The organism is Rubrivivax benzoatilyticus JA2 = ATCC BAA-35, assembly GCF_000190375.1.
GTDB classification, from domain to species: Bacteria; Pseudomonadota; Gammaproteobacteria; order Burkholderiales; family Burkholderiaceae_C; genus Rubrivivax; species Rubrivivax benzoatilyticus.
Genome location: NZ_AEWG01000044.1, coordinates 1 through 25,811, shown reverse-complemented (window position 1 = coordinate 25,811; position 25,811 = coordinate 1). Strand labels below are relative to the sequence as shown.

24 protein-coding genes are annotated in these 25,811 nt (G+C 70.3%); 14 read left to right on the top strand and 10 right to left on the bottom strand.

Annotated elements, in window-relative coordinates:
* Positions 1–249: 249 nt before the first annotated feature.
* The 4 genes from RBXJA2T_RS04665 to RBXJA2T_RS04650 are packed head-to-tail and all read left to right on the top strand — an operon-like array spanning position 250 to position 3,542.
* Entirely contained in the window at positions 250–1,350 is a 1,101-nt protein-coding gene (locus RBXJA2T_RS04665) for an ABC transporter permease (protein ID WP_009856170.1), read from the top strand.
* A complete protein-coding gene (locus RBXJA2T_RS04660) occupies positions 1,343–2,311 on the top strand; it encodes an ABC transporter permease (protein WP_029718889.1) in 969 nt (322 codons plus the stop codon). Before RBXJA2T_RS04665 ends, RBXJA2T_RS04660 begins: the two co-directional genes overlap by 8 nt.
* Positions 2,311–2,736, top strand: a complete 426-nt coding sequence (locus RBXJA2T_RS04655) for a cytidine deaminase (RefSeq protein WP_009856168.1) — start codon at positions 2,311–2,313, stop codon at positions 2,734–2,736. The genes RBXJA2T_RS04660 and RBXJA2T_RS04655 overlap by 1 nt, the downstream gene beginning before the upstream one ends.
* The gene (locus RBXJA2T_RS04650; protein ID WP_009856167.1) at positions 2,733–3,542 is read left to right on the top strand and encodes a purine-nucleoside phosphorylase; all 810 of its coding nucleotides are present in this window, start codon (positions 2,733–2,735) and stop codon (positions 3,540–3,542) included. Before RBXJA2T_RS04655 ends, RBXJA2T_RS04650 begins: the two co-directional genes overlap by 4 nt.
* Positions 3,543–3,555: 13 nt before the next feature.
* Here the strand turns inward: RBXJA2T_RS04650 and RBXJA2T_RS04645 are convergent, their stop codons facing one another.
* From RBXJA2T_RS04645 to RBXJA2T_RS20065, 5 genes are all read right to left on the bottom strand, one after another.
* Entirely contained in the window at positions 3,556–4,458 is a 903-nt protein-coding gene (locus RBXJA2T_RS04645; protein WP_009856166.1) for an amino acid ABC transporter substrate-binding protein, read from the bottom strand.
* 347 nt (positions 4,459–4,805) lie between these two features.
* Positions 4,806–5,009, bottom strand: a complete 204-nt coding sequence (locus RBXJA2T_RS04640) for a type II toxin-antitoxin system VapB family antitoxin (protein ID WP_009856165.1) — start codon at positions 5,007–5,009, stop codon at positions 4,806–4,808.
* Positions 5,010–5,056: 47 nt separating this feature from the next.
* The gene (locus RBXJA2T_RS04635) at positions 5,057–5,356 is read right to left on the bottom strand and encodes an addiction module antidote protein (protein ID WP_009856164.1); all 300 of its coding nucleotides are present in this window, start codon (positions 5,354–5,356) and stop codon (positions 5,057–5,059) included.
* Positions 5,357–5,614: 258 nt separating this feature from the next.
* Positions 5,615–7,219, bottom strand: a complete 1,605-nt coding sequence (locus tag RBXJA2T_RS20070) for a P-loop ATPase, Sll1717 family (RefSeq protein ID WP_138938785.1) — start codon at positions 7,217–7,219, stop codon at positions 5,615–5,617.
* A gap of 161 nt (positions 7,220–7,380) precedes the next feature.
* Positions 7,381–7,629 (bottom strand): hypothetical protein, encoded by a 249-nt coding sequence (locus RBXJA2T_RS20065; protein ID WP_138938784.1) that lies wholly within the window; start codon positions 7,627–7,629, stop codon positions 7,381–7,383.
* A gap of 457 nt (positions 7,630–8,086) precedes the next feature.
* Here RBXJA2T_RS20065 and deoC point away from each other — a divergent pair, with 457 nt between their 5' ends.
* The 4 genes from deoC to RBXJA2T_RS04615 are packed head-to-tail and all read left to right on the top strand — an operon-like array spanning position 8,087 to position 12,486.
* Positions 8,087–8,827: a deoxyribose-phosphate aldolase gene (gene deoC / locus RBXJA2T_RS04630; protein ID WP_009856163.1), complete on the top strand. Its 741-nt coding sequence runs from the start codon at positions 8,087–8,089 to the stop codon at positions 8,825–8,827.
* Positions 8,827–10,491, top strand: coding sequence for a bifunctional metallophosphatase/5'-nucleotidase (locus RBXJA2T_RS04625; protein ID WP_009856162.1), 1,665 nt, complete (start codon positions 8,827–8,829; stop codon positions 10,489–10,491). The genes deoC and RBXJA2T_RS04625 overlap by 1 nt, the downstream gene beginning before the upstream one ends.
* Before the next feature lie 13 nt (positions 10,492–10,504).
* Positions 10,505–11,833 carry a thymidine phosphorylase gene (locus tag RBXJA2T_RS04620; protein ID WP_009856161.1) on the top strand — a complete coding sequence of 443 codons (1,329 nt, stop codon included), beginning with the start codon at positions 10,505–10,507 and terminating at the stop codon, positions 11,831–11,833.
* 5 nt (positions 11,834–11,838) lie between these two features.
* Positions 11,839–12,486 (top strand): phosphoribosylanthranilate isomerase, encoded by a 648-nt coding sequence (locus RBXJA2T_RS04615; RefSeq protein ID WP_237704854.1) that lies wholly within the window; start codon positions 11,839–11,841, stop codon positions 12,484–12,486.
* On the opposite strand, the gene RBXJA2T_RS04610 is transcribed toward RBXJA2T_RS04615, so the two are convergent.
* The 3 genes from RBXJA2T_RS04610 to RBXJA2T_RS04600 are packed head-to-tail and all read right to left on the bottom strand — an operon-like array spanning position 12,483 to position 15,962.
* Positions 12,483–13,418 (bottom strand): ABC transporter permease, encoded by a 936-nt coding sequence (locus tag RBXJA2T_RS04610; RefSeq protein WP_029718888.1) that lies wholly within the window; start codon positions 13,416–13,418, stop codon positions 12,483–12,485. The two genes, RBXJA2T_RS04615 and RBXJA2T_RS04610, sit on opposite strands and share 4 nt — an antisense overlap.
* The gene (locus RBXJA2T_RS04605) at positions 13,415–14,476 is read right to left on the bottom strand and encodes an ABC transporter permease (RefSeq protein WP_029718887.1); all 1,062 of its coding nucleotides are present in this window, start codon (positions 14,474–14,476) and stop codon (positions 13,415–13,417) included. Before RBXJA2T_RS04605 ends, RBXJA2T_RS04610 begins: the two co-directional genes overlap by 4 nt.
* The gene (locus tag RBXJA2T_RS04600) at positions 14,466–15,962 is read right to left on the bottom strand and encodes an ABC transporter ATP-binding protein (RefSeq protein ID WP_009856157.1); all 1,497 of its coding nucleotides are present in this window, start codon (positions 15,960–15,962) and stop codon (positions 14,466–14,468) included. Before RBXJA2T_RS04600 ends, RBXJA2T_RS04605 begins: the two co-directional genes overlap by 11 nt.
* Positions 15,963–16,134: 172 nt before the next feature.
* Here RBXJA2T_RS04600 and RBXJA2T_RS04595 point away from each other — a divergent pair, with 172 nt between their 5' ends.
* A complete protein-coding gene (locus RBXJA2T_RS04595; protein WP_009856156.1) occupies positions 16,135–16,923 on the top strand; it encodes a DUF3667 domain-containing protein in 789 nt (262 codons plus the stop codon).
* Between the two features lie 93 nt (positions 16,924–17,016).
* On the opposite strand, the gene RBXJA2T_RS04590 is transcribed toward RBXJA2T_RS04595, so the two are convergent.
* Together RBXJA2T_RS04590 and RBXJA2T_RS04585 are read right to left on the bottom strand one after the other, a co-directional pair.
* Positions 17,017–17,445: a hypothetical protein gene (locus tag RBXJA2T_RS04590; protein ID WP_009856155.1), complete on the bottom strand. Its 429-nt coding sequence runs from the start codon at positions 17,443–17,445 to the stop codon at positions 17,017–17,019.
* Between the two features lie 122 nt (positions 17,446–17,567).
* The gene (locus RBXJA2T_RS04585; protein WP_009856154.1) at positions 17,568–18,557 is read right to left on the bottom strand and encodes a BMP family protein; all 990 of its coding nucleotides are present in this window, start codon (positions 18,555–18,557) and stop codon (positions 17,568–17,570) included.
* Positions 18,558–18,757: 200 nt separating this feature from the next.
* Between RBXJA2T_RS04585 and bchE the strand changes: the two genes are divergently transcribed.
* The 5 genes from bchE to RBXJA2T_RS19430 form a co-directional block, all read left to right on the top strand.
* A complete protein-coding gene (bchE, locus tag RBXJA2T_RS04580) occupies positions 18,758–20,425 on the top strand; it encodes a magnesium-protoporphyrin IX monomethyl ester anaerobic oxidative cyclase (protein ID WP_009856153.1) in 1,668 nt (555 codons plus the stop codon).
* On the top strand, positions 20,422–21,009 hold the full coding sequence (gene bchJ / locus RBXJA2T_RS04575; protein ID WP_009856152.1) for a bacteriochlorophyll 4-vinyl reductase: 588 nt from the start codon (positions 20,422–20,424) through the stop codon (positions 21,007–21,009). Before bchE ends, bchJ begins: the two co-directional genes overlap by 4 nt.
* Before the next feature lie 142 nt (positions 21,010–21,151).
* Entirely contained in the window at positions 21,152–22,522 is a 1,371-nt protein-coding gene (gene purB, locus RBXJA2T_RS04570) for an adenylosuccinate lyase (RefSeq protein WP_009856151.1), read from the top strand.
* A complete protein-coding gene (gene pyrF / locus RBXJA2T_RS04565) occupies positions 22,519–23,340 on the top strand; it encodes an orotidine-5'-phosphate decarboxylase (protein ID WP_009856150.1) in 822 nt (273 codons plus the stop codon). The genes purB and pyrF overlap by 4 nt, the downstream gene beginning before the upstream one ends.
* 12 nt (positions 23,341–23,352) lie before the next feature.
* Positions 23,353–25,811: PAS domain S-box protein (locus tag RBXJA2T_RS19430; protein WP_009856149.1), on the top strand; the 2,459-nt coding region annotated here is incomplete at its 3' end.

Below are 25,811 nucleotides of genomic sequence, written 5' to 3'. Positions count from 1 at the left end.
GGCCCCCTGCCGTGCCCACAACGAGCGGTGGCATGCCACCTGTCTGTGCGCCTGTCTCGGTGTACGAGCAGGTCGTCGGGGCGTGTCGCGGAGTGAAGTATTAGGAGGAGGGCGGGCGCCAGCCCGCCCGGGGGACATGAACGCAGCGGCACGCCCCGACGGCCTGCGGACGCGCCGATGCATGAACGCACGGCGGCCGGCCCCCGCGCATCTATCGGAGAACGCCTCCCACGAGGAGCACGAAGCCCCATGACCCGCACCCCCGACCTCCCCCGCTGGGTCGACATCGCCGTGCTGCCGTTGGTGAACCTGGCGGCGGCGCTGCTGGTGGCCGGCGGCGTGATGGCGCTGGTGGGCTTCGATCCGCTGCAGGTGATGAAGCTGCTGGCGCAGGGCGCGTTCGGCAGCCGCATCGGCTGGGGCTACACGCTGTATTACGCGACGACCTTCGTCTTCACCGGGCTGTCGGTGGCCGTGGCCTATCACGCCGGGCTGTTCAACATCGGCAGCGAAGGCCAGGCGATGCTGGGCGGGCTGTGCGCCGGGCTGGTGGCGCTGGCCGCCTCCAGCGTGCTGCCGGCCTGGGTGATGCTGCCGCTGATGGTGGCCGCCGCGGCGGCCGGCGGCTGCGCCTGGGCGGCGGTGCCAGGCGCGCTGCAGGCCTGGCGCGGCAGCCACGTCGTCATCACGACCATCATGTTCAACTTCGTCGCCGCGGCGCTGCTGGGCTGGCTGCTCGTCGGGCCGCTGAAGGAGCCCGGCAACATGACGCCCGAAAGCGCCGCCTTCGCCGACTCGGCGCATCTGCCGGGGCTGCACGAGGCGCTGGGCTGGATCGGCGTCGAGTGGCCGAAGACGCCGCTGAACCTGTCGCTGCTGCTGGCCGCAGCCGCCGCCGTCGGCGTCTGGGCGCTGCTGTGGAAGACACGCGCCGGCTACGCCATCCGTGCCGTCGGCTTCGCCCCCGAGGCGGCGCGTTATGCCGGCATCGCGCCCAGGCGCACGGTGCTGCTGACGATGGCGACCTCGGGTGCGCTGGCCGGGCTGGTGGGCGTCAACGAGATCGCCGGCGTGCACGGCCGGCTGATCCCCGACTTCGTCGCCGGCGCCGGTTTCGTCGGCATCGCCGTCAGCCTGATCGGGCGCAACCACCCGCTGGGCATCGTGCTCGCGTCGCTGCTGTTCGGCGCGCTGTACCAGGGCGGCGCCGAGCTGGCTTTCGAGCTGCCCGGCTTCTCGCGCGACATGGTCGTGCTGCTGCAGGGGCTGGTGGTGCTGTTCGCCGGGGCGATGTCGCGCATCGGCGCGCCGGCGCTGGCGCGGCTGTTCGGGAGGCCGGCGCGTGGATGACTTGGCGATCGGCTCGCTGGTGGCGAGCACGCTGCGCGTGTCGGTGCCGCTGATCCTGTGCGCGCTGGCCGGGCTGCTGTCCGAACGCGCCGGCGTCATCGACCTCGGGCTGGAAGGCAAGATGCTCGCGACCGCCTTCGCCGCCGCGGCCACCGGCGCGGTGACGCAGTCGCTGCCGGCGGCGCTGGCCGTGGCGCTGGCGGTCGGCCTGGCCTTGTCGATGCTGCAGGGCTACGCCTGCGTCACGCACGGCGGCGACCAGGTCGTGTTCGGCATGGCGATCACGATGACCGCCGCCGGCGCCACCGTCGTGCTCGGGCTGGCCTGGTTCCAGCAGGGCGGGCAGACGCCGCCGCTGTCCGACACGGTGCGCCTGGGGCCGTGGTTCACCGCGCTGGGCGAGCAGGTGGCGCGGCTTCCGGGCGTCGGCCCGGGGCTGGCGCTGGCGCTGTTCGGCCACACGGCGCTGGTCTACGGCGCGCTGGCGCTGGTGGCCGCCGTCTGGTGGCTGCTGTGGCGCACACGCTTCGGGCTGCGGCTGCGCGCCGTCGGCGAGAACCCGGCGATGGTCGACGCCGCCGGTGTCGGCGTCGCGCGGCTGCGCTACCAGGCGCTGGCGCTCAACGGCCTGCTGTCGGCGCTGGCCGGCTGCTCGCTGGTGCTGGCGCAGAACCCGTCGTTCATCCCGAACATGACCGCCGGGCGCGGCTACATGGCGCTGGCGGCGATGATCTTCGGCAAGTGGCACCCGGCCGGCGCGCTGGCGGCCTGCCTGCTGTTCGGTTTCCTCGACGCGGTGTCGATCCGGTTGCAGGGCGCCGAGCTGCCGCTTGTCGGCACGGTGCCGGTGCAGGCCATCCAGGCGCTGCCCTATCTGCTGACGGTGGTGCTGCTGGCCGGCTTCATCGGCCGCTCGCGCGCGCCGGCGGCGCTGGGCCGGCCTTACGTGAAGGAGCGCTGATGGACGCCCCCGACGACGAGACGATGCAGCGGCTGGTGGACGCCGCGCGCGCGGTGCGCCTGAACGCCTACGCGCCCTACTCGCGCTTCGCCGTCGGCGCCGCGCTGCTGGACGCCCAGGGCCGCGTGCACGCCGGCGCCAACGTCGAGAACGCCGCCTACCCGCAGGGCTGGTGCGCCGAGACCTCGGCGCTGGCGGCGATGGTGGCCGCCGGCGGCCGGCGCGTGCGCGCCGTCGTCGTCGTCGGTGCCGGGCTGCGGCCGCTGACGCCCTGCGGCGGCTGCCGCCAGAAGCTGCGCGAGTTCGCCACCGACGACTGCCCCGTCTGGAGCGCCGACGAACACGGCATCACCGCGCGCCACACGCTGGGCGCGCTGCTGCCCGCGGCCTTCGGGCCCGACCATCTGCAGGAGAACACGCCATGAACGAGAGCATTGCCGCCAGCGTGCAGTGCCTGGCCGCGCTGGGCCCGGCGCCCGCCGTCGCCGTCGTGCTGGGCAGCGGCTGGGACGGCATCGCCGCGCTGGTCGACGACCCGGTCGACGTGCCGTATGCCGAGCTGCCCGCCTTCCCGCGGCTGGGCGTCGCCGGGCACGCCGGCGTGCTGCGCGCCGGGCGCGTGGGTGGCACGCCGGTGTGGCTGCTGCGCGGGCGCAAACACGCCTACGAAGACGGCGACGCGGCCGGCATGAAAGGCGCCATCCGCACGCTGGCCGCCGCCGGCTGCCGCACGCTGGTGCTGAGCAACGCCGCCGGCAGCCTGGACGCGGCGATGCCGCCGGGCTCGCTGATGCTGATCGCCGACCACCTGAACGTCGTGCAGCGCACGCCGCTGCACGGCGAGCCGGGCAACGACCGTTTCGTCGACATGGGCCGCGCCTACGACCCGGCGCTGCGCGAGCGGGCGCGCCAGGTGGCGGCGGCCGAGGGCATCGCGCTGCCCGAAGGCGTCTACGCCTGGGTGCTGGGGCCGCAGTTCGAGACGCCGGCGGAGATCCGCATGCTGGCGGCGATGGGCGCGCAGGCGGTGGGCATGAGCACCGTGCCCGAGACCATCCTGGCGCGCCACACCGGGCTGCGCGTGCTGGGGCTGTCGATGTTCACCAACATGGCCGCCGGCCTGTCGGCCGAGACGCTGAGCCACGAGCACACGATGGCCGTGGCACGCGGCGGCGCCGACGACGCGGCGCGGCTGCTGGCGGCGCTGCTGCCGGCGCTGGCCGCGGCCTAGAAGGCGCGCCTCTCTAGAGCTGGTAGCCCAGCACCATCGCGACCCCGGCTTCCTTGTTGGGGCGCAGGATGCTGTCGCGTGTCATCCGGCTCATGCGGATGGCCAGCTTGTCGCCGACGAACCACTTGCGATAGAGCGTGTCGGCTTCGCCGCTGGCGTACAGGCGGCCCAGCGTGCGGTCGACGGCGGCGAGCAGCGCCTTGTCGTCCTTGCGCGCCATGACGCCATAGGGCTCGACCGACAGCGCCAGCGTGCTGAGCTGGAACTTGTCGGCCGCGCCGTCGGCCGAGGCCAGGCCTTGCAGCAGCGCGTCGTCCTGCGCGAAGGCGCGCACCTTGCCGGCCTTCAGCGCGGCATACGCCTCGGTGTTGCTGGGGAAGACCTGCAGCTTGAGGTTGACCTCGGTCTCGGCCAGGCGGGTGAAGAGCTTCTCGGACGTCGTGCCCTTGCTCAGCGCCAGCGGCAGGCCGTCCAGGTCCTTCAGCGTCGTGACCGGCGTGTCCTTGGGCGTCAGCACGCGCATCTGGGCGACGAACATCGTGTAGCTGAACGCCACCTGCTCCTGCCGCGCCTTGGTGTTGGTGGTGGAGCCGCACTCCAGGTCGATCTCGCGCGCCAGCAGCTTGGGGATGCGCTCGGCGCCGCTGACCACCTTGTACTGGACCTGCAGCTCGGGCAGCTTCAGCTCGCGCTTCAGCTCGTCGACGGCGGCCAGGCACAGGTCGACCGAGTAGCCGACCGGGCGCTTGTTCTCGTCGAGGAACGAGAAGGGCCGCGCCGCTTCGCGCACGCCCAGGGTGATGGTCTTGGTGGACTTGATGCGGCTGAGCGTGTCACCCGGGGTCTGGGCACTCGCAACACCGCAGGCCGCCAGCAGCGTGATGACTGCCAGCCGGCCGAAACGCAGGGACGCCATGGGGGGCCGTCTTTCGGGGGATCTGGGAGGGCGAGATGGTAAATCTTGGGCGGCGTCCATCCCATGACCAGCAGGGGGTGTGCTTTGGTGCTGGGGTCGGCGGGGTGTGACCGATTGCTCGCCTCGGGTGCGTCGTGGTGGTGCACGTCCGCTTGCGCCGGTGGGGGCCGGCCGCCGGGGCGTGTCCCTGCGTTCATGTCCCCCGGGCGGGCTGCGCCCGCCCTCCTCCTAATACTTCTCTCCGGGACACGCCCCGACGACCGGCTGGCGGCGCGGAGGGGCGGCGCGATAAGGGGCCGGTGCGCGGGACCTGCGCGTACAGAGGAAGTCCCGGATCAAAGCCTGGCTCACTGCTTTCGGCTGCGTTCGGCCTTGTGGTCGTAGCCGGGGTCCCGTTCAAGCTGGCCGAAGAGGTCTGTCACCCGCGCTTGCTCTCGCCGGGCAATGAACTCCTTCAGAGCGAGATTTACCGCCGCATCCGGGGTCGGCTCGCCGCTGAGGCGGAAGGCGCGCTCGAGCAGTTCGGGGTCGATGGCAAGGTTCGTGGCCATTCGGGGTGCTCCCGTCGAACGGTTCGCTTTGCTTTCGTGCTGTTCGCTCAGCGAGGCAATGCCTTGAACTCCAGCCCCAGCGCACGCACGAGCTTCGCGACGGTCTCGAAACGCGGCTTGGCGCCCGGCGCCAGCGCCTTGTACAGGCTCTCACGGCTCAGGCCGGCGTCGCGTGCGACCTGCGTCATGCCCTTGGCCCGCACGACGTCGCCCAGCGCCAGCAGCAGGAAGTCGGGGTCGTTCGCCTCGAGCGCTGCCGATAGGTACTCGGCGATCGCGTCGTCGTTGTCGAGGTAGCGGGCGGCGTCGAAGTCGACCAGCTTCAGCGGTGGCTTGGTCTCGGTCACGAAGCGTCTCTAAGTTCGCCAGACAGCTTCAGCGCGCGCCGGATCTCGGTCCACTAGCGCCACAGGCACCGACGACGAGCGAATAGAGCCCTACCGAGCGGCTCGTATCGGCCTTGAAAAGCAAGTTCAACAAGGCCACCTTTAGATGCGCAGTCTGTTTTTTATGCCGACTCAGCCTCGCAGTGGACGCCTCGGCCGGAAGACCACTCACCGGAGCCATCGATTGTTGATTAGGTGGGGCGTCCCTGTAGAGAGACGTCACTGGATAGAGAGGTACGAGCGAAGCGCGTTATGAATAACCAAGCTCTGTTCCGGCAATACTTCATCGTCACCGCGGAAGGACCAACGCATGTTCCCGTTCGCCGTATTGCCAAGTACTCCGATCCGAAAGAGATCTGCGATCAGTGCTTGAGCTGATGCCTTCTTGGCCAAATGCTCTACTTCAGCATGTTCTCGGCGGAGCTTTGCCAAGCGATCCTCGAGAAACCTTGCACTTACTGGAGGCCGAATCCCATACAGCAGCTTCTTTATCCCATCAATACCAAGAGAAGAATATCTTGTCTTCATCTCTTCTGTAACTTCGACCCAACACGCAGTAGAGTACTTCTTTCGAATGTTCTCGAAGACATGCGAGGTAAATCCCACCTCGTTCGGGAACTGCTCCTGCGCGGAACGAAGCAGGCGAACGACGTCGCGTGGACGGTACCATGTTTGATGCAAGATGTATCGTTGCGGCGCCATCTTTTCTAGTTGCGCAGGGAAGTATGCGGACCAGAGCTCCGCACTCTTAATCGGCTTCATGTTGTGCTCACCTCGAGCACTGGCGAGCCTTTGCTCAATTATGTAAATAAGTGGCTGGCGCGATGCATCATGTCCTGGCCTGTTCCAGAGAATCTCTGTCCCAAAGTCAGACAATGGCTTGTTAATTTCCTTCCCAAGCGACGCCACTGCACTCAGGACTTCCGAGCGAATCGCTGCGTACAAGCAGAGCGCGAATCCCTTCGCCTTTCCGACGCCATTTATCTTCTCAATAGAGACGATAAGATCGCGCAGCATGCGGACGTCTCTATCGTATTGACTATCCGCAGAGTAGCTGAGCTCAAGCTCGTCGAAGAAGAGATTGAGGCGTGAATCTGATGGCTGGAGGTCCGCAAAAACGGCATCCGCCTTGCGGACGAGGTCCACAAATTTCATTCGCGCAGTTCCCTTGGAGTCCCATTCGAGATCCAGCGACAGCTTCGGGTCCTTGCTGAGTTCGATCTGTCCTTTCTTAAGCCTCGGCACAAGTCGCATGAGACCGGTCGGCTTGCTCTTCATTGCTTCGGAGAGAACTAGAGCCCTGAACTCCTCCCACCTAGAGTTGTCTTGAAACGGGGATGACCTATTGGAGGTGACCGCTTCAACAATCTTGCGATAGATGAACCATCGCCAGATCGCCTCAAAGTCCGTACCCTCGAAAGACTCCGGGTTCGCCGTTGCGAACAGTAGCCGCGCTGTCTTGCCAAAGTCTGCGCGCATGTCTTCATCGATCTCAGACTTGAAGAGCACGAATGATGAGTACGCCTTGTCAACCTCTTCGAGGCGAATAGATATATATCGCAATAGCGCCGTTTTTCCAGTGCCCTTCAGACCAAGCACGTAGTATTTCTCGCGATTGATAAACTCGTCGATCGTGAGATTTGGCGGAACGACGAAGGAAGCCGCGAACCGAGCGCGTTCATCTGGCGAGTTTGCCAACAACTCATTCTTGGCATCAATGCTGCCTAGATAGATATCTTTTAGTCGCATCATTGTGGAGCTATTGATTTTTGAATTCGAACCTTCGAGGCGATCGTTGACCGAGGCGCGAAGGATGGATTCCATCGGCAACCGCCCTTACCGGACGCCTGGTTGATTTAAGTCTTAGCAAGCTACTGAAGAATCGTTTTCCAACCACATGCTCGATTGACCAAGATTTATTATCCTGGTGACTCTCGGACCCTTATCTACGTAGCGCACCAATAGCAGACACCGAATCTTTAGATTCAATAGATTGATGCCATGGCGCTCAGCACACAAAACCAGCCTTCAACAGCCATCTCAACGACAACCACATCGAGGATGCCGTCTAGAATATAAGCAAGAAGATAAATGCCATCCTGATTGGTATTGTGCGCCGCCAAATCTGCCGGATGAATAAATGGCCAAGCGGAACCCAGGGACAGGCTCGCCCCAATAGCCGTCGCATACGAAAATAAACCAAGTATTGGCACGGCGTAGCCGCATCGCTCCACGACTCTTCCTTGTTTGTACGTCCGCGAGAATCATGTGGCGTTACCAAGTTTCGACTTGTGCCGCCTAACGAATAGCGTTTGCCACCTAGTCAATCTGCACAGCACACGCCGGCGTGGCGCGGCAGGCACCCCTACTGTTGAACAAAACCTGCCGCTCTGCAGGCGTAGTGGAGCAATGTAAGGTGGCGCTCCGCCTGCGACAACCGCTGCACTGTGGATTCTCTGTTGCCAGCCAACGCCGCCATGCCATCAGCCCGCCTTCGAGTAGTGACCGACGGCAACTGGCCACCCGGCTGCCGTGGCACGGCGCGGCGCTCGCATGCGATATGCACCGACGCAACGCCACGCGCAACCAAACAAAAGGCAAGCCGACGACAACCTCCGGCGCCATCAACCACCGCGCCACACCCCGGTGTCAAACTCCACCCCGACACCCATCCCCGCCCACCCACCCGAAATGAAAGACCTGATCGCCACCTCCCGCACCGCGCTCGCCTGTCTGGACCTGACGAGCCTGAACGACGCCGACACGGCGGCTGACGTGGAGCGCCTGTGCCGGCGCGCAGAGGGGCCGCAGGGGCGGGTGGCGGCGGTGTGCGTCTGGCCGCGGTTCGTGGCGCAGGCGCGTACGGCGCTGCCGCCGGCGGTCAAGGTGGCGGCGGTGGCCAACTTTCCGGACGGCAGCACCGATGTCGAACGCGCCGTGCGCGAAGCGGCCGAGATCGTGGCCGCCGGCGGCGACGAGGTCGACGTCGTGATGCCCTGGCAGGCGCTGGACCAGGCGCGCACGCTGCTCGCCCAGGTGCGGCGCGAAACGCGCGGCCGCACGCTGAAGGTCATCCTCGAGACCGGCGAGCTGCGCGACCCGCTCCTGATCCGCAACGCCGCCCGCATCGCGCTCGACGCCGGCGCCGACTTCCTGAAGACCAGCACCGGCCGCACGCCCAACGGCGCCACCATCGACGCCGCGCGCCTGCTGCTCACCGCCATCAGCAGCGGCGGCTACCGCCAAGTGGGCCTCAAGGTCTCGGGCGGCATCCGCACCGCCGAACAGGCGCAGAACTACGTCTACCTGGCGCGTGCGGCGCTCGGCCAGCCGACGCCAGCGCGCTTTCGCATCGGCGCCAGCAGCCTGCTCGACGACCTGCAGGCCGTGATCGGCGGCACCGCGCGGCCGGGTGCGGCCGGCAGCTACTGATGGCCGCCTGGCGCGCAGCGCTCGCCGCGCTGGCCGCCGCCGCCGTCACCGGCTGCGCCGCAACGCCGCCGCTGCCCACGCCCCCTGTGGCGGCGGCCGGCACGGTGGCCGTGCGCCTGCTGGCCATCAACGACTTCCACGGCCACCTGCTGCCACCACCCGGCGGCTATCACGAAGCCGACGCGTCGCGCGGCACCAGCATCCCCGCCGGCGGCGCCGCGGCCATGGCCAGCGCGGTGCGCGAACTGACGGCTGGCCACCCGAACCATGTGTTCGTCGCCGCCGGCGACCTGGTCGGCGCGTCGCCGCTGCTGTCGGCGCTGTTCCACGACGAGCCGACGGTCGAGTCGCTGTCGGCGATGGGCCTGGCCTTCGCCGCCGTCGGCAACCACGAGTTCGACGACGGCGCCGACGAACTGCTGCGCCTGCAGCGCGGCGGCTGCCATCCGGTGGACGGCTGCCGCGGGCCGAAGCCCTTCGCCGGCGCCGGCTTCCAGTACCTGGCGGCCAGCACCGTCGTGCGCGCCACCGGCCAGACCCTGCTGCCGCCCTACGCCATCCGCCGTTTCGACGGCGTGCCGGTGGCCTTCGTCGGCCTCACGCTGAAGGGCACGCCGCAGATCGTGGCGCCCGCCGGCGTGGCCGGGCTGGAGTTCCGCGACGAGGCCGAGACCGTCAATGCGCTGGTGCCCGAGCTGCAGCGTCAGGGCGTGCAGGCCATCGTCGTGCTGCTGCACGAGGGCGGCGACGCCGACGGCGGGCGCGACGGCTGCGACAACCTGCGCGGCGCCGTCACGCGCATCGTGCCGCGGCTGCACCCGGCGGTGGACGTCGTCGTCAGCGGCCACACGCACCGCGCCTACGTCTGCCGCGTCGACGGGCGGCTGGTCACCAGCGGCGACCGCTACGGCACGCTGGTCACGGCCATCGACCTGGAACTCGACCGCGCCAGCGGCGACGTGCTGCGCTCGCAGGCGCACAACGTCGTCGTCGACACGCGCCGCTTCGCGCCCGACGCCGGCCAGGCGGCGCTGATCGCCGCCTACGAGCGCCTGGCCGCGCCGCTGGCCAAGCGTGTGGTCGGCACGATCGCCGCGTCGCTGACACGCGAGCCCGACGCCTCGGGCGAGTCGGTGCTGGGCCGCGTGGTCGCCGACGCGCAGCTGGAGGCCACCCGCGCCGCCGGCGCCCAGCTGGCGCTGACCAACCCCGGCGGGCTGCGCAGCCCGATCCTGAAGCCCGCCGACGGCCGCGTGCGCTACGAGGACGTGTTCGAGGCCCAGCCCTTCGGCAACCGGCTGGTGACGATGACGATCAGCGGCGCGCAACTCGCGGCGCTGCTGGAGCAGCAGTTCGCTGGCGAACGCCCGCGGGTGCTGCAGGCCTCGCGCGGCCTGCGCTACGAGTGGGACGCCACGCGCCCGGCCGGGGCGCGGCTGCTGCCGGGCTCGCTGACGCTGGACGGCCAGCCGGTCACGCCCGGGCAGCCCGTGCGCCTGACGGTCAACAGCTACCTCGCCGACGGCGGCGACCGCTTCCCGACACTGCGCGACGGCCGCGAGCGTGTCGTCGGCATCGGCGACGCCGACGCGCTGGCCGACTACCTGGGCCGCCACCCCGGCCTGCAGCCGCCGCAGGATGCACGCGCCGTGCGCCGCCACTGAACGAGGCAGAACGATGCTGGCAGCCGAAGTGATCGCCAACAAGCGCGACGGCCACGCGCTGTCCGACACCGAGATCCGCGCCTTCGTCGCCGGGCTGACAGCACCCGAAGGCGATGCGCGCTGGAGCGACGCCCAGGTCGCGGCGCTGGCGATGGCCGTGCTGCTGCGCGGCATGGACCGCGCCGAGACCGTGGCGCTGACGCAGGCGATGACCGATTCGGGCGAACGCCTGCGCTGGGCCGGTTTCGGCCGCCCGGTGCTGGACAAGCACAGCACCGGCGGCCTGGGCGACAAGACCAGCCTGCTGCTGGCGCCCATCGTCGCCGCCTGCGGCGGCCTGGTGCCGATGATCAGCGGCCGCGGCCTGGGCCACACCGGCGGCACGCTGGACAAGCTGGAGGCGCTGCCGGGCTACGGCGTGAACCCGTCGCCCGAGCGCCTGCACGCGGTGCTGCGCGCGGCCGGCTGCGCCATCGTCGGCGCGTCCGAGCGCCTGGCGCCGGCCGACCGCCGGCTCTACGCGATCCGCGACGTCACGGCCACCGTCGAGTCGCTGCCGCTGATCACCGCCAGCATCCTCAGCAAGAAGCTCGCGGCCGGGCTGGACGCGCTGGTGCTCGACGTCAAGCTCGGCAGCGGCGCCTTCATGCGCGACGCGGCGGCGGCGCAGGCGCTGGCCACGAGCCTCGTCGACACGGCACGCGGCGCCGGGCTGGCCGCCGCGGCGCTGGTCACCGACATGAACCAGGTGCTGGGCCGCAGCGCCGGCAACGCGCTGGAGGTCGCCGAATGCCTGGCGCTGCTGCGTGGCGAGCCGGGCGACGCGCGCCTGGTCGACGTCACGCTGGGCCTGGCGGCGCGGCTGCTGGTGCTGGGCGGGCTGCAGGCCGACGAAGCGGCGGCGCTGGCCGCGGCGCGCCAGGCGCTGGCCAGCGGCGCGGCGGCCGAACGTTTTGCGGCGATGGTCGCCGGGCTCGGCGGGCCGGCCGACGTGCTGAAGGACGCGCGCCTGGCCACCGCGCCGGTCATCGCCGAGGTGCCGGCGCCGCGCGACGGCGTCGTCTCCGCGATCGACGCGCGTGCGCTGGGTTATGCGATCGTCGAGCTGGGCGGCGGCCGGCGCCGTGGCGGCGACGTGATCGACCCGCGTGTCGGCCTGGACGCGATGGTCGCGCTGGGCGAGACACGCCGCGCCGGCGAGCCGCTGGCGCGTGTGCATGCCGCCGACGAAGACAGCGCCGCGCGTGCCGTGGCCGCGGTGCAGGCGGCCGTCACGCTGGCCGACACGGCGCCACCACCACCGCCCTGGCTGCACCAGCGGATCGACGGAGACGACGTTTGAAGCCCGTGGTCAAGATCTGCTGCATCGCCAGCGTCCACGAAGCGCGCCGCGCGGTCGCGGCCGGCGCCTCGGCGCTGGGCCTGGTGTCGGCGATGCCCAGCGGGCCCGGCGTGATCGACGACACGACGATCGCCGAGATCGCCGCCGCGGTGCCACCGCCGACACGCACCTTTTTGCTGACCTGCCGCACCGACGCGGCCTCGATCGCCGCGCAGCACGCCGCGGCCGGCACGACGACGCTGCAGCTCGTCGACGCGGTGGCGGTCGAGGAGCTGCAGGCGCTGCGCAGGCTGTGCCCGGGCGTCGAGATCGTGCAGGTCATCCACGTCACCGGCGAAGCGTCGATCGACGAAGCGGTGGCGGTGGAGCCGTACGTCGACGCGATCCTGCTCGACTCGGGCAACCCGGCGCTGGCGGTCAAGGAGCTGGGCGGCACCGGGCGTCGCCACGACTGGGCGATCAGCCGCCGCATCCGCGACACGATCGGCCCGCTGCCGCTGTACCTGGCCGGAGGCCTGAACCCGGCCAACGTGCGCCAGGCCGTGGAAACGGTGCAGCCCTACGGCCTGGACCTGTGCAGCGGCGTGCGCTGCGACGGCCAGCTCGACGACCGCAAGCTGGCCGCGTTCTTCGCCGCGCTGGACGGCGTCTAACGTTCGCCCTGGCGATAGGGCTTCATCAAGGCCTGCGGGTACGCCGCGCGCCGCGCCATCACGACCAGTGCGACGATCGCCATCGCGTACGGCAGCATCAGGTAGACCTGGTACGGCAGCTCGACGCCGAAGACGCCGCCGCCGGCCTGCTGCAATCGCAGCTGCAGCGCGTCGAAGAAGGCGAACAGCAGCGCGCCGGCCAGCGCCTTGCCCGGCCGCCAGGACGCGAACACGACCAGCGCCACGCAGACCCAGCCGCGGCCGTTGACCATGTTGAAGTAGAAGGCGTTGAAGGCCGACAGCGTCAGGAAGGCGCCGGCCACGCCCATCAGCGCCGAGCCGGCGGCCACCGCGCCGAGGCGCAGGCGCACGACGTTCAGGCCCTGGCCTTCGGCGGCGGCCGGGTTCTCGCCGACCATGCGCACCGCCAGCCCCAGCGGCGTGCGGTAGAGGAACCAGGCGATCGCCGGCACCAGCAGCAACGCCAGCAGCACCGGGGGCGTCTGCTCGTTGAGCACGGGGATCGGCAGCCAGGACATCGGCTCGAACGGCTGGATCGTCGGCGGCGTCTCGACCTTGGGGAAGCCGACGCGGTAGGCGAAGCTCGCCAGGCTGGTCGCCAGCAGCGTGATGCCCAGCCCGGCGACGTGCTGCGACAGCCCGAGCACGACCGTCAGCCCGCCGTGCAGCAAGCCGAAGACGGCGCCGACCGCCGCGGCGACGGCGACGCCGGTCCACAGCCCCGCGCCCTGGTAGACCGCCAGCCAGCCGGCGAAGGCGCCGGCGACCATGATCCCTTCGATGCCGAGGTTCAGCACCCCGGCGCGTTCGCACATCAGCACGCCCAGCGTGCCCAGCACCAGCGGCGTCGCGATGCGCAGCACCGCCACCCAGAAGGGCGCGGCCATCAGCAAATCAAGCGTATCGCTCATGCCCGACGGATCCTGTATTGGGTGAGCATCGTCGCCACCAGCACCGTGATCAGCGACACGGCGACGATGACGTCGGCGATGTAGGTCGGCACGGCGACGGCGCGGCTCATGCTGTCGGCGCCGACCAGCATGCCGGCGACGAAGACCGCGGCGGCGACGACGGCCAGCGGGTTCAGCATCGCCAGCATCGCGATGACGATGCCGCTGTAGCCGTAGCCCGGGCTCATGTCCAGCGTGACGTAGCCGGTGCGCCCGGCGACCTCGACGGCGCCGGCCAGCCCGGCCAGCGCGCCCGACAGCAGCGCCACCTTCACCGTCGTCCAGCCCACCGGCATGCCGGCGAAACGCGCGGCACGCGGGTTGGCGCCGACGGCGCGGATCTCGAAGCCCAGCGTCGTGTACTTCAGCAACGCCCACAACGCGACGGCCAGCACGACCGCGGCGACGAGGCCGGTGTGCACGCGGCTGCGTTCGACCAGCTTGTCCAGCTGCAGCGCGTCCTGCAGCGCCACGCTCTGCGGCCAGCCCATCGCCATCGGGTCCTTCATCGCGCCGTCGAGCATCGCCGAGACGAAGAGCAGCACGATGAAGTTCAGCAGCAGCGTCGTCACGACCTCGTCGACGCCGAAGCGGCTCTTCAGCAGCGCCGGGCCCAGCAGCAGCAGCGCGCCGGCCAGCGCCGCGGCGGCGAACATCAGCACGAACAGCAGCGCCGGCGCGATCTCGTAGCCGACGCCGTCGTGCAGCCCGCCGACGGCCACCGCCGCCAGCGCGCCGGCGTAGAGCTGGCCTTCGGCGCCGATGTTGAACAGCCGGGCGCGGAACGCGACCGCGGCGGCCAGGCCGGTGAAGATCAGCGGCGTGGCGCGGGTCAGCGTCTCGGTGATCGCGAAGCGCGAGCCGAAGCCGCCTTCGAGCAGCAGCGCGTAGGCCCGGCCGACCGGCGCGCCGGCCCAGGCCACGAGGAGCGAGGTGACGAGCAGCGTGAAGGCCACGGCGGCCAGCGGCGCGGCGACGAGCAGCGCACGCGGCACTTCGGTGCGTCGTTCAAGCCGCATGTGCCACCTCCCGGCCGGCACCGGCCATCGCCAGGCCGATGTCGGCCAGCGTCCAGTCGGCGGCCGCGCGCGGCGCGCCGAGCACGCCGTGGCAGATCACGGCGACGCGGTCGGCGAGCGCGAAGATCTCGTCCAGGTCCTCGCTGATCAGCAGCACCGCGGCGCCGGCGGCGCAGGCGTCGAGCAGCTGCTGGTGCACGTAGGCGACGGCGCCGACGTCCAGGCCCCAGGTCGGCTGGTTGGCGACGACCAGCCGCGGCGTCGTGCCGCTGCCCAGCAGCGCGCGGCCGAGGATCAGCTTCTGCATGTTGCCGCCGGACAGCGAGCGCGTCGTCGTGTCCAGGCCGCCGCCGCGCACGTCGAAACGTTCGACGACCTGGCGCGCGAAGGCGCGGGCGGCGCCGCGGCGCACGACGCCCCAGCGCGCGAAAGCCGGGCTGGCGTGGCGCTCGAGCACCGCGTTCTCCCAGATCGGCAGGTCGCCGACGACGCCGACGGCGTGGCGGTCCTCGGGGATGCGCGCGACGCCGGCTTCGACGAAACGCCGCGGCGCGGCCGGCAGTTCGCGGCCGTCCAGCCGCACGGCGCCACCGGGCGGCGCGTGTTCGCCGCACAGCGCCTCGGCCAGCGCCTGCTGGCCGTTGCCGGCGACACCGGCGACCGCGAAGACCTCGCCGGCGCGGATCGAGAGCGTCGTGCCGGGCAGCTCGCAGACGACGGGGCCGGGCTCGTGGCGTGTCTTCACCGCCGGGGCGACGCTGCGGCCGACCATCGCCTCGGCGAGGTCGGACTTGCTCGCGCCTTCGGCCGGCAGCACGGCGATCAGCTTGCCGCCGCGCAGCACGGCGATGCGGTCGCTGACGCGCAGCACCTCGTCGAGCTTGTGGCTGATGAAGATGATCGACAGCCCGTCGGCGACCATCTGCGCCAGCGTCGCGAACAGCGACTCGCTCTCCTGGGGCGTCAGCACCGCGGTCGGCTCGTCGAGGATCAGGATGCGTGCGCCGCGCACCAGGGCCTTCAGGATCTCGACGCGCTGGCGCTCGCCCACCGACAGGTCGGCGATGCGCGCGTCGGGGTCGACCTGCAGGCCGAAACGCTGCGCCGCGTCGAGCAGGCGGCGGCGCCAGTCGCCGCGGCGCGTGAACGGCTGCCACAGCGGCTCGGTGCCGAGCATCACGTTGTCGAGCACGCTGAGGTTGTCGGCCAGCGTGAAGTGCTGGTGCACCATGCCGATGCCGGCGGCCAGCGCCGCCTTGGGCTGGCCCGGCGGCAGCGTGCGGCCGTCGACTTCGATCGAGCCTTCGTCGGCGACGTAATGGCCGAAGAGGATGGACACCAGCGTGCTCTTGCCGGCGCCGTTCTCGCCGAGCAGCGCGAGCACCTCGCCGCGGTCCAGATCCAGCGAGATGCCGTCGTTGGCGACCAGGGGGCCGAAGCGTTTGGTGACGCCCTTCAGGCGCAGGACCGGGGGACTCGCAGACATCGGCGGATTGTCACGCACGAAGCGCGCCAGCCCGGGCGGGCGCCGGGGCGGCCGCTACCATCACGGCCGCCCGCCACCTGAACCACACATCCTGGACTCCTGCCCCAACTGCGAGCAGCCGCTGCCCGAGCCGACACCCAAGTTCTGCCCGCACTGCGGCCAGGAGACGCGGGTGCGTGCGCCGACCGTCGGCGAGTTCGTGCAGCAGTTCGGCGGCGCCTACCTGTCGACCGAAGGCGCGATGTGGCGCACGCTGGCGCTGCTGCTGCGCCGCCCAGGCGAGCTGACGCGCCAGTACCTGCGCGGCCGGCGCAAGCACTACGTGCTGCCGCTGCGGCTGTACCTGACGATCAGCGTGCTGGTGCTGCTGGCGGTGCGTGTGTCCACGCTGCTCGACCCCAGCACGCCACAACCGGCGCTGCAGGTCGACAAGGGCGAGACGCCGAAGATCGAGCTCAGCGTCGGCGGCGCCAGCATGCAGGTCGGCATCAAGCCGGGCGGCGAGGGCTTCGAGTGCCGCAACGTGCCGGCGGCGGTCTGCAAGCGGCTGGAGCAGCGCCTGGGCATCGGGCCGGCGGCGCTGGCCAACGACACGAGCGGGCTCAAGGCCCGGCTGACCGACGCCGTCGGCCCGATGATGTTCGTGCTGCTGCCGTGTTTCGCGGCCGGGCTGGCGATCGCCTACCGCAACCGGCGGCTGCGCTACACCGAGCACCTCGTCTTCGCGCTGCACCTGCACGCGTTCTGGTTCCTGATGCTGGGCGTGACGCTGCTGCCGCTGGGCGGCCTGCAGCTCGTGGCGTGGCTGGCCGTGCCGGTCTACACCTGGCTGGCGCTGCGCCGCGTCTACGGCGGCCGCTGGTGGACGCAGGCGCTGCGCGCCAGCGTCCTGGCGACGTTCTACTTCACGACGCTGGTCACCGCGACCATGTTCGCGGCGCTGTGGGCGCTGCTGGCCTGAGGCCGCGGCGCTCCGGACCTCAGCCCTCGTGCGTGCAGTCGCGCGAGGGCCTTCGGCAGGCGCAGAACGCCTTCCGGCGTCCTGCGTCCAGGCTCAGCTCTTGACCAGGCTGGAGACCAGCGAACGCAGCGCGTCCTTCAGCCGGTCCTGCGCCAGCGCGCTGCACTCGGCGGCCGAGGCGACCGGGCGGCCGTCGAAGACCGTCGAGCTCTTGGCCGGCTCCCAGACGAAACGCCGCGTCGGCGAGGTCTTGGGCAGCAGCGTCACGCGCGCGGTGACGACACACAGCTTGCCGTCGACGACGCCGCCCTCGACCTGGCTGAGGAAACCCCACTTGGCTTTCGGGTAGAGCTTGACCAGGCGCTCGGTGGGCAGCGCCTCCTTCCAGGCCGCCATCACGGTCGGCTTGTCGATCAGCGCGGCGGTCGAGAAGTCCTCGATGTCGTAGGTCGGGGCGGTGGCGGCCGACGCGAACGGCGCGGCGACGGCGAGAACGGCGGCACAGAGCAGGGCACGGGTCATGGAAGGCGCTTCTTCGTCTTGTTGGCGAGAGGGGGCGTGAGCCCGCGGGCGGGCGTCGTGCGCCCGGGCGGCATGCTAAGCGCGAACGCGCCGGGGGAACCAGGCGGTTCCCCCGGGCCGCGTCACTTGCCGGCCTTGGGCTGGCTGTCGTCGACCTTGACGACGAAGCTGCCGTCGAGGATGGCCTTCTCCTTGGCCTGGACCTTGGCGACGAGGTCGGCCGGGACCTTCTTCGCGAACGTGCCCAGCGGCGACAGCTCGGAGCCCTTGAACTTCATCGTCGAGTAGCGGCCGTAGTCCTCGGCCTTGAAGGCGCCGGCCTTCACCGCCTTGAGCGCGGCGTCGATCGTCGGCTCCATGTTCCACAGCGCCGAGGCGACCACCGTGTCGGGGTACTGGGCCTGGGTGTTGATGACGTTGCCGATCGCCAGCACCTTGCGCTCCTTGGCGGCGTCGCTGACGCCGAAACGCTCGGCGTACATCACGTCGGCGCCCTTGTCGATCATCGCGAAGGCGGCTTCCTTGGCCTTCGGCGGGTCGAACCAGCTGTTGATGAAGCTGATCGAGAACTCGACCTTCGGGTTCACTTCCTTGGCGCCGGCGATGAAGGCGTTCATCAGGCGGTTGACCTCGGGGATCGGGTAGCCGCCGACCATGCCGATCTTGCCGCTCTTGCTCATGCCGGCGGCGATCATGCCGGTGAGGTAGGCCGGCTCCTGGATGTAGTTGTCGAAGACGCCGAAGTTCGGCGCCTGCGGCTTGCCCGAGCTGCCCATCAGGAAGGCGACCTTCGGGTAGTCCTTGGCGACCTTGCGCGCGGCGGTCTCGACGGCGAAGGACTCGCCGACGATCAGCACGTTGCCGGCTTCGGCGTACTGGCGCATCACACGCTCGTAGTCGGCGTTGGCGACGTTCTCGCTGAACACGTACTCGACCTCGCCACGCGCCGCGGCGGCCTTCAGCGCCTTGTCGATGCGGCTCACCCACTGCTGCTCGACCGGCACGGTGTAGATGGCGGCGACCTTCAGCTTGGTTTGCGCGAAGGCCGGGACGGCGACGGCGGCCGCCAGCGAAGCGGCGGCGAGCAGGGTGATGCGGCGGGTGATCTTCATCAGGGCTCCTGGGGCTGTATCGGTATGTGACGACGACAACCGGCCCACTTTAGCAAGGGCCATGCCTTGACGCACTTGACGGCCGCCAAGAGTGTCAGGCTGGGTTGTCAGTGCGACTGTCGCGCGTCATTGACTTAGGGCAAAACTGAAATCAGGGTGCCCGCCTACCGTGCGAGTCCGAATCGCGAGGAGCCGTTTCCATGCGTGTGCTGTTCATCCACCCCAACTATCACTCCGGCGGTGCCGAGATCGCCGGCAACTGGCCTCCCGCGTGGGTGGCGTACCTGGCTGGCTACCTCAAGGCGGGCGGCTACACGGACGTCATCTTCGTCGACGCGATGACCAACGACCTGAGCGAAGACCAGGTCCGCGAGAAGATCACGACGCTCAAGCCCGACATCGTCGGCTGCACCGCGATCACCCCGGCGATCTACAAGGCCGAGCGCACGCTGCAGATCGTCAAGGAAGTGAACCCCGACATCGTCACGGTGCTCGGCGGCATCCACGGCACGTTCATGTATCCGCAGGTGCTCAAGGAAGCGCCGTGGATCGACGCCATCGTGCGCGGCGAAGGCGAGCAGGTCATGCTGAACCTGGTCACCGCCGTCGACCAGGGCCGCTTCATGGCCGACCGCAACTGCGTCAACGGCATCGCCTTCGCGACGCCGGACGGCAAGGTGGTCGCCACGCCGGCCGAGCCGCCGATCGAGGACCTGGACCGCATCACGCCGGACTGGGGCATCCTCGAGTGGGACAAGTACATCTACATCCCGATGAACAAGCGCGTCGCGATCCCGAACTTCGCGCGCGGCTGCCCGTTCACCTGCTCGTTCTGCAGCCAGTGGAAGTTCTGGCGCGACTACCGCATCCGTGACCCGAAGAAGGTGGTCGACGAGATCGAGGTCCTGGTCAAGCAGCACGACGTCGGCTTCTTCATCCTCGCCGACGAGGAACCGACGATCCACCGCAAGAAGTTCATCGAGTTCTGCGAAGAGCTGATCAAGCGCGACCTCGGCGTGCTGTGGGGCATCAACACCCGCGTCACCGACATCCTGCGCGACGAGAAGCTGCTGCCGCTGTTCCGCAAGGCCGGCCTGATCCACGTCTCGCTGGGCACCGAGGCCGCCGCGCAGCTCAAGCTCGACATGTTCAACAAGGAGACCACGATCGAGCAGAACAAGCGCGCGATCCAGCTCCTGAAGGACAACGGCATCGTCACCGAAGCCCAGTTCATCGTCGGCCTCGAGAACGAGACCGCCGAGACGCTGGAAGAGACGTACCGGATGGCGCGCGACTGGAACCCGGACATGGCCAACTGGGCGATGTACACGCCGTGGCCGTTCTCCGACCTGTTCCAGGAGCTGGGCGACAAGGTCGAGGTCTTCGACTTCGAGAAGTACAACTTCGTGACCCCGATCATGAAGCCCGACGCGATGGACCGCGGCGAGCTGCTCGACCGGGTGATGAACAACTACCGCCGGTTCTTCATGAACAAGGCGTTCCTGCAGTACCCGTTCACGAAGGACAAGCTGCGCCGCAAGTACCTGATGGGCTGCCTGAAGGCGTTCCTGAAGAGCGGTTTCGAACGCAAGTTCTACGACCTGGGCCGCGTCGGCTACTGGGGCCCGCAGTCCAAGAAGGTGGTCAACTTCAGCTTCGACAAGGAGCGCCGCATCGACGCCCAGACCGCGGACGCGCTGTCGCGCGTCGACGACGGCTGGGTCACGATGCACGGCCCGAAGATCGAGATGAAGCGCCGCAAGGGCGACGAGAACTTCGAGATCGCGGCGAAGGCCATGGCCTGCGGCGGCGGCACCGAGCAGCTGACCGAAGAGCAGCAGGCCGCCACGGAGGCGCGCGCGTCGTGAACGTCGCCGGGCGCATCGGTCCGAACGCCATCATCCGCGTCGCGGAGGTGCTGCCCTCGCGGGTCGGCACCGACCTGACGCGGCGGCTGTTCGACCGTGCCGGCCTGGTGAACTACCTGACCGCCCCGCCGGAGTCGATGGTCGACGAGGCGGAGGTGCGCCGCCTGCACGGCGTGCTGCGCGAGTCGCTGGGCCCGGCGGCCGCGCGCGAGATCGCGCACGCCGCCGGCGTGCGCACCGCCGACTACCTGCTCGCCCGGCGCATCCCCAAGCCGGTGCAGGTGCTGCTCAAGCTGATGCCGGCCCCGCTGGCCGCGCGCGTGCTGCTCACCGCGATCAGCCGCAACTCCTGGACCTTCGCCGGCAGCGGCCGCTTCAGCTACGTCGTCGGCCGCCCCTGCGTGCTGACGATCCGCGACAACCCGCTGTGCCGCGGCTGGCAGGCCGACGAGCCCGCCTGCGACTTCTACACCGGCACCTTCGAGCGCCTCTTCACGGTGCTCGTGCACCGCAATGCGCAGGCCCGCGAGGTGGCCTGCGAGGCCTGCGGCGACACCGAGTGCCGCTTCGAGCTGACCTGGTAGACGCCTGATGCGCGGCCCGGCGCGGAAAACGCCGGCAAGGTGTCACAGGACACGGCCTAGAATCTGCAATACCCCTTGATGGGGGACGTTCGGCCGTCTTCGCGACGGCCGCCGCCATTTCCGCCTGCCCGGCGCGCCCGCGATGACCCTGACCGCCCTGACCGCCCTCTCCCCTCTCGACGGCCGTTACGCCGCCAAACTCGCCGCGCTGCGCCCGCTGCTCAGCGAGTTCGGCCTGATGCACCGGCGTGTGCAGGTCGAGGTCGAGTGGTTCATCGCGCTGTCGGACGCCGGTTTCGCCGAGTTCAAGCCGCTGTCCGAAGCCGCACGCGGCCTGCTGCGCAGCCTGGCGCTGCGTTTCAGCGAGGCCGACGCCCAGGCGATCAAGGACATCGAGCGCACGACGAATCACGACGTCAAGGCGGTCGAGTACTGGATCAAGGCGCGCATCGAGCATGAGCCCGAGCTGAAGACGGCCGGCGAGTTCGTGCACTTCGGCTGCACCAGCGAGGACATCAACAACACCAGCCACGCGCTGATGCTGAAGGCCGCGCGTGACACCGTGCTGCTGCCGGCGCTGGATGCGCTGATCGAGCGCCTGCGCAAGATGGCGCACGGCTTCGCCGCGGTGCCGATGCTCAGCCGCACCCACGGCCAGACCGCCAGCCCGACGACCGTCGGCAAGGAGATCGCCAACGTCGTCGCGCGGCTGACGCGCGCCCGCGACGTCATCGCCTCGGTGCCGCTGCGGGCCAAGATGAACGGCGCGGTGGGCAACTACAACGCCCACATCGCCGCCTGGCCCGAGTTCGACTGGGAGGCCTTCAGCCGCCAGGTCGTCGAGGACCGCCTGGGCCTGGTGTTCAACCCGTTCACGATCCAGATCGAGCCGCACGACTACATGGCCGAGCTGTTCGACGCCGTGACCCGCTGCGACACCATCCTGATCGACTTCGCGCGCGACGTCTGGGGCTACATCTCGCTGGGCTACTTCAAGCAGAAGACCAAGGCGGGCGAGATCGGCTCGAGCACGATGCCGCACAAGGTCAACCCGATCGACTTCGAGAACGCCGAAGGCAACTACGGGCTGGCCAACGCGCTGCTGACGCATCTGTCGCAGAAGCTGCCGATCAGCCGCTGGCAGCGCGACCTGACCGACAGCACGGTGCTGCGCAACATGGGCGTGGCGCTGGGCTACGCGGTGCTCGGCCACGACAGCCTGCTGCGCGGCCTGGACAAGCTGGAGCTCAACGAAGCCGCGCTCGCCGCCGACCTGGACGGCGCCTGGGAAGTGCTGGCCGAAGCCGTGCAGACGGTGATGCGCCGCCACGGCCTGCCCAACCCCTACGAGCAGCTCAAGGAGCTGACGCGCGGCCGCGCCGTCACGCGCGAGACCTTCCACGCCTTCATCGACAGCCTGGACGCGCTGCCCGCCGGCGAACGCGAGCGGCTCAAGGCGATGACGCCGGGCAACTACATCGGCCGGGCGGTGCAGCTGGCTCATAAAGCATGACGTCTTTCATCGACCGGCTGGCCGACGCGACGGCGCGCCAGGCGTCGATGCTGTGCGTCGGGCTCGACCCCGAGCCGGCGCGCTTCCCCGGCGCCTGGAAGGGCGACGCGACGCGCATCCACGACTTCTGCGCCGCGATCGTCGACGCCACGCACGACCTCGTCTGCGCCTTCAAGCCGCAGATCGCCTACTTCGCCGCACACCGCGCCGAGGACCAGCTCGAACGCCTGGTGGCCCACATCCGGCGCGTCGCGCCCGGCGTGCCGGTGATCCTGGACGCCAAGCGCGGCGACATCGGCTCGACGGCCGAGCAGTACGCACGCGAGGCCTTCGAGCGCTACGACGCCGACGCGGTGACGCTGTCGCCGTACATGGGCTTCGACTCGATCGAGCCCTATCTGCGCTGGGACGGCCGCGGCCTGATCCTGCTGTGCCGCACCTCCAACCCCGGCGGCAGCGACCTGCAGAACCAGCTGCTCGACGGCGGCGAACGCCTGTACGAGCGTGTCGCGCGTCTGGCCGCCGGCCCGTGGAACCGTGACCGCCGCCTGGGCCTGGTCGTCGGTGCCACCTTCCCGGAGGAGATCGCCCGCGTGCGCGCGATCGCGCCGACGGTGCCGCTGCTGATCCCCGGCGTCGGCGCCCAGGGCGGCGACGCGGCGGCCACGGTGCGTGCCGGCTGGCGCCCCGACGGGCCGATCATCGTCAACTCGTCGCGTGCCGTGCTGTACGCGAGCGCGGGCGAGGACTTCGCCGCCGCGGCCCGGCGTGTCGCCGAGGCCACCCGCGAGCTGCTGCAGCGCGAACGCGGCTCGTAGCCAGGGCTCACCTTGGTCACGCGCCCGCCCGAAGACCACGCACTGCCGGCGTCGCAGCGCAGTCCGGCCGGCGACGCGACCACCGAGCGCCTGCGCCGGCGCACGCAGGCCGGCCGCCGTGCACTCGGGGCCACGGCCCTGGCCTGCGCGGCCGCGGCGCTGGCCGCACTGGCCGCACCGCTGCCGCTGGACGCCGCACTGCGTGTGCCGCTGGCCCTGGCGCTGGGCCTGGGTGCGCTGCTCGCCGCCACCGGCAGCCGGATGGGCGGCAGCGCGCTGCAGCTGGCCGAGGCCGCCGCCGCCGGCGAACGCCGCGCGCGCACGCTGCTCGAGCTGGCCTCCGACGTCTGCTGGGAGCTCGACGCCGAGCACCGCCTCGTCGCCGCCTATCGCCAGCGCGGCGACACGAGCCCGCTGGCCGGCACCGAGGCCCGGGGCCGCCTGCCCTGGGAGCTGCCGCAGTTCCAGTGCGACGACGAGACCCTGGACCTGCTGCGCGCCGACCTCGACGCCCGCGCCCCGTTCCGCGACCGGCTGGTGCACTGGCTGGGTGCCGACGGCCGGCCGCTGTCGCTGCTGGTCAGCGGCGAGCCGCGGCGTGACGAACGTGGCGGCTTCGCCGGCTTCTGGGGCGTCGCGCGCGACGTCTCGGCCGAGATGGACGCGCGGCGCGCGCTGGCGGCCGCCGAGACCCGCTGCGAGGAGCTGTTCGCGCGCATCCCGACGCCGCTGGTGCTGCACCGCCGCGGGCGTGTGCTCGACGCCAACCCGGCGGCGCTGGTGCTGCTGGGCTGCGACATGCTGGAGACGCTGGTCGGCCACGAGCTGCTGGGCGCCTACGAAGCCGGCGAATCGCGCGAGCGCGAGCGCCGCCGCTTCGACGAACTGGAGGGCGCACCGGTCGGCACCGCGCTGACGATCGCCGACTTCCGCCTGCAGCCGCGCGGCGGCGAGCGCCTGTCGGTGCGCGCGATCTCGGTGCGCATCGAGGCCGAGGGCGGCCCGGCGACGCTGTCGATCTACGCCGACGACACCGAGCGCCTGGCCGCAGAGCAGACGCTGCGCCGCTCCGAGGCGGTGCTGGCGCACCTGTTCGCCAGCAGCCCCGAGCTGATCACGCTGACCGACCTGGGCACCGGGCGCTTCACGATGGCCAACGACACCTTCGTGCGCGCCACCGGTTTCGCCGCCGCCGACGTCGTCGGCCGCACCGCGATCGAGCTCGGCCTGTGGCTGCACGACGAGCAGCGCCGCCAGTTCGCCGAGCAGATGCAGCGCAGCGGCACCGCCACCGACCTGCCGGCGGACTTCCGCGCCCGCGACGGCCGCGTGCTGTCGGTGCTGGTCTCGGGCACACGCTTCAGCGTCGAGGGCCACGACTACCTCGTCGTCAACGCACGCGACGTCACCGAGACCGAACGCAGCCGGCGCGAGCGCGAGGCGATCCTGGACAACGCCTCGATCGGCATCGCGGTGACACGCGGCGGCCGCTTCATGATGGCCAACCGGCGTTTCGAGCAGATGTTCGGCTGGCCGCCGGGCGGCCTCGTCGAGCGCCCCGCGGCGGCGGTCTGGCCGGGCAGCGACGAGATCGTCGAGATCGCCCGCGGCACGCTGCCGGCGCTGGCCCGCGGCGAGCCGGTGGAGATCGAGGGCCATGCCCAACGCCGCGACGGCAGCACCTTCCTGGCCCGGCTCGTGGTCAAGGCCGTCGACCCGGTCGACCCGGCGCGCGGCGGTGCGGTCTGGATCGTCGAGGACGTCACCGAGCGGCGCGAGTTCGAGCGCCGCCTGGCCGCCGCACGCGACGCCGCCGAGGCCGCCAGCCGCGCCAAGAGCGCCTTCCTGGCCAACACCAACCACGAGCTGCGCAACCCGCTCAACGGCATGATCAACCTCGCCAAGCTGGCCCGCGACGCCCAGCTCGACGAGCAGGTGCGCCAGCAGTACCTGGACCACATCGCCGAGAGCGCGCAGTCGCTGGCGGCGATCGTCTCGGACATCCTGGACGTCTCCAAGATCGAGGCCGGGCGCATGGAGCTGGCCAGCGAGCCCTTCGACCTGGTCGAGCTGCTGCACGGCGCGCAGCGCGTCTACGCGACGATGGCCGCGGCGCGCAGCCTGACGCTGGACTTCGACATCGGCCCGGGGCTGGACGGCACCGTCGTCGGCGACCCGCTGCGGGTGCGCCAGATCGTCACCAACTTCCTCGGCAACGCGCTGAAGTTCACCGCCGCGGGCGGCGTGCGTGTCGTGGTGCGCCGCGTGCCGGCCGGCCGCGTGCGGCTGGAGGTGCACGACACCGGCCCCGGCATCGACCCGGCGACGCAGGCCCGGCTGTTCCGCCCGTTCACGCAGGCCGACGAGTCGACGACGCGGCGCTTCGGCGGCACCGGGCTGGGGCTGTCGATCTGCCGCGAGCTGGCGACGCTGATGGGTGGCGAGGTCGGCGTCGACAGCCAGCCCGGCCG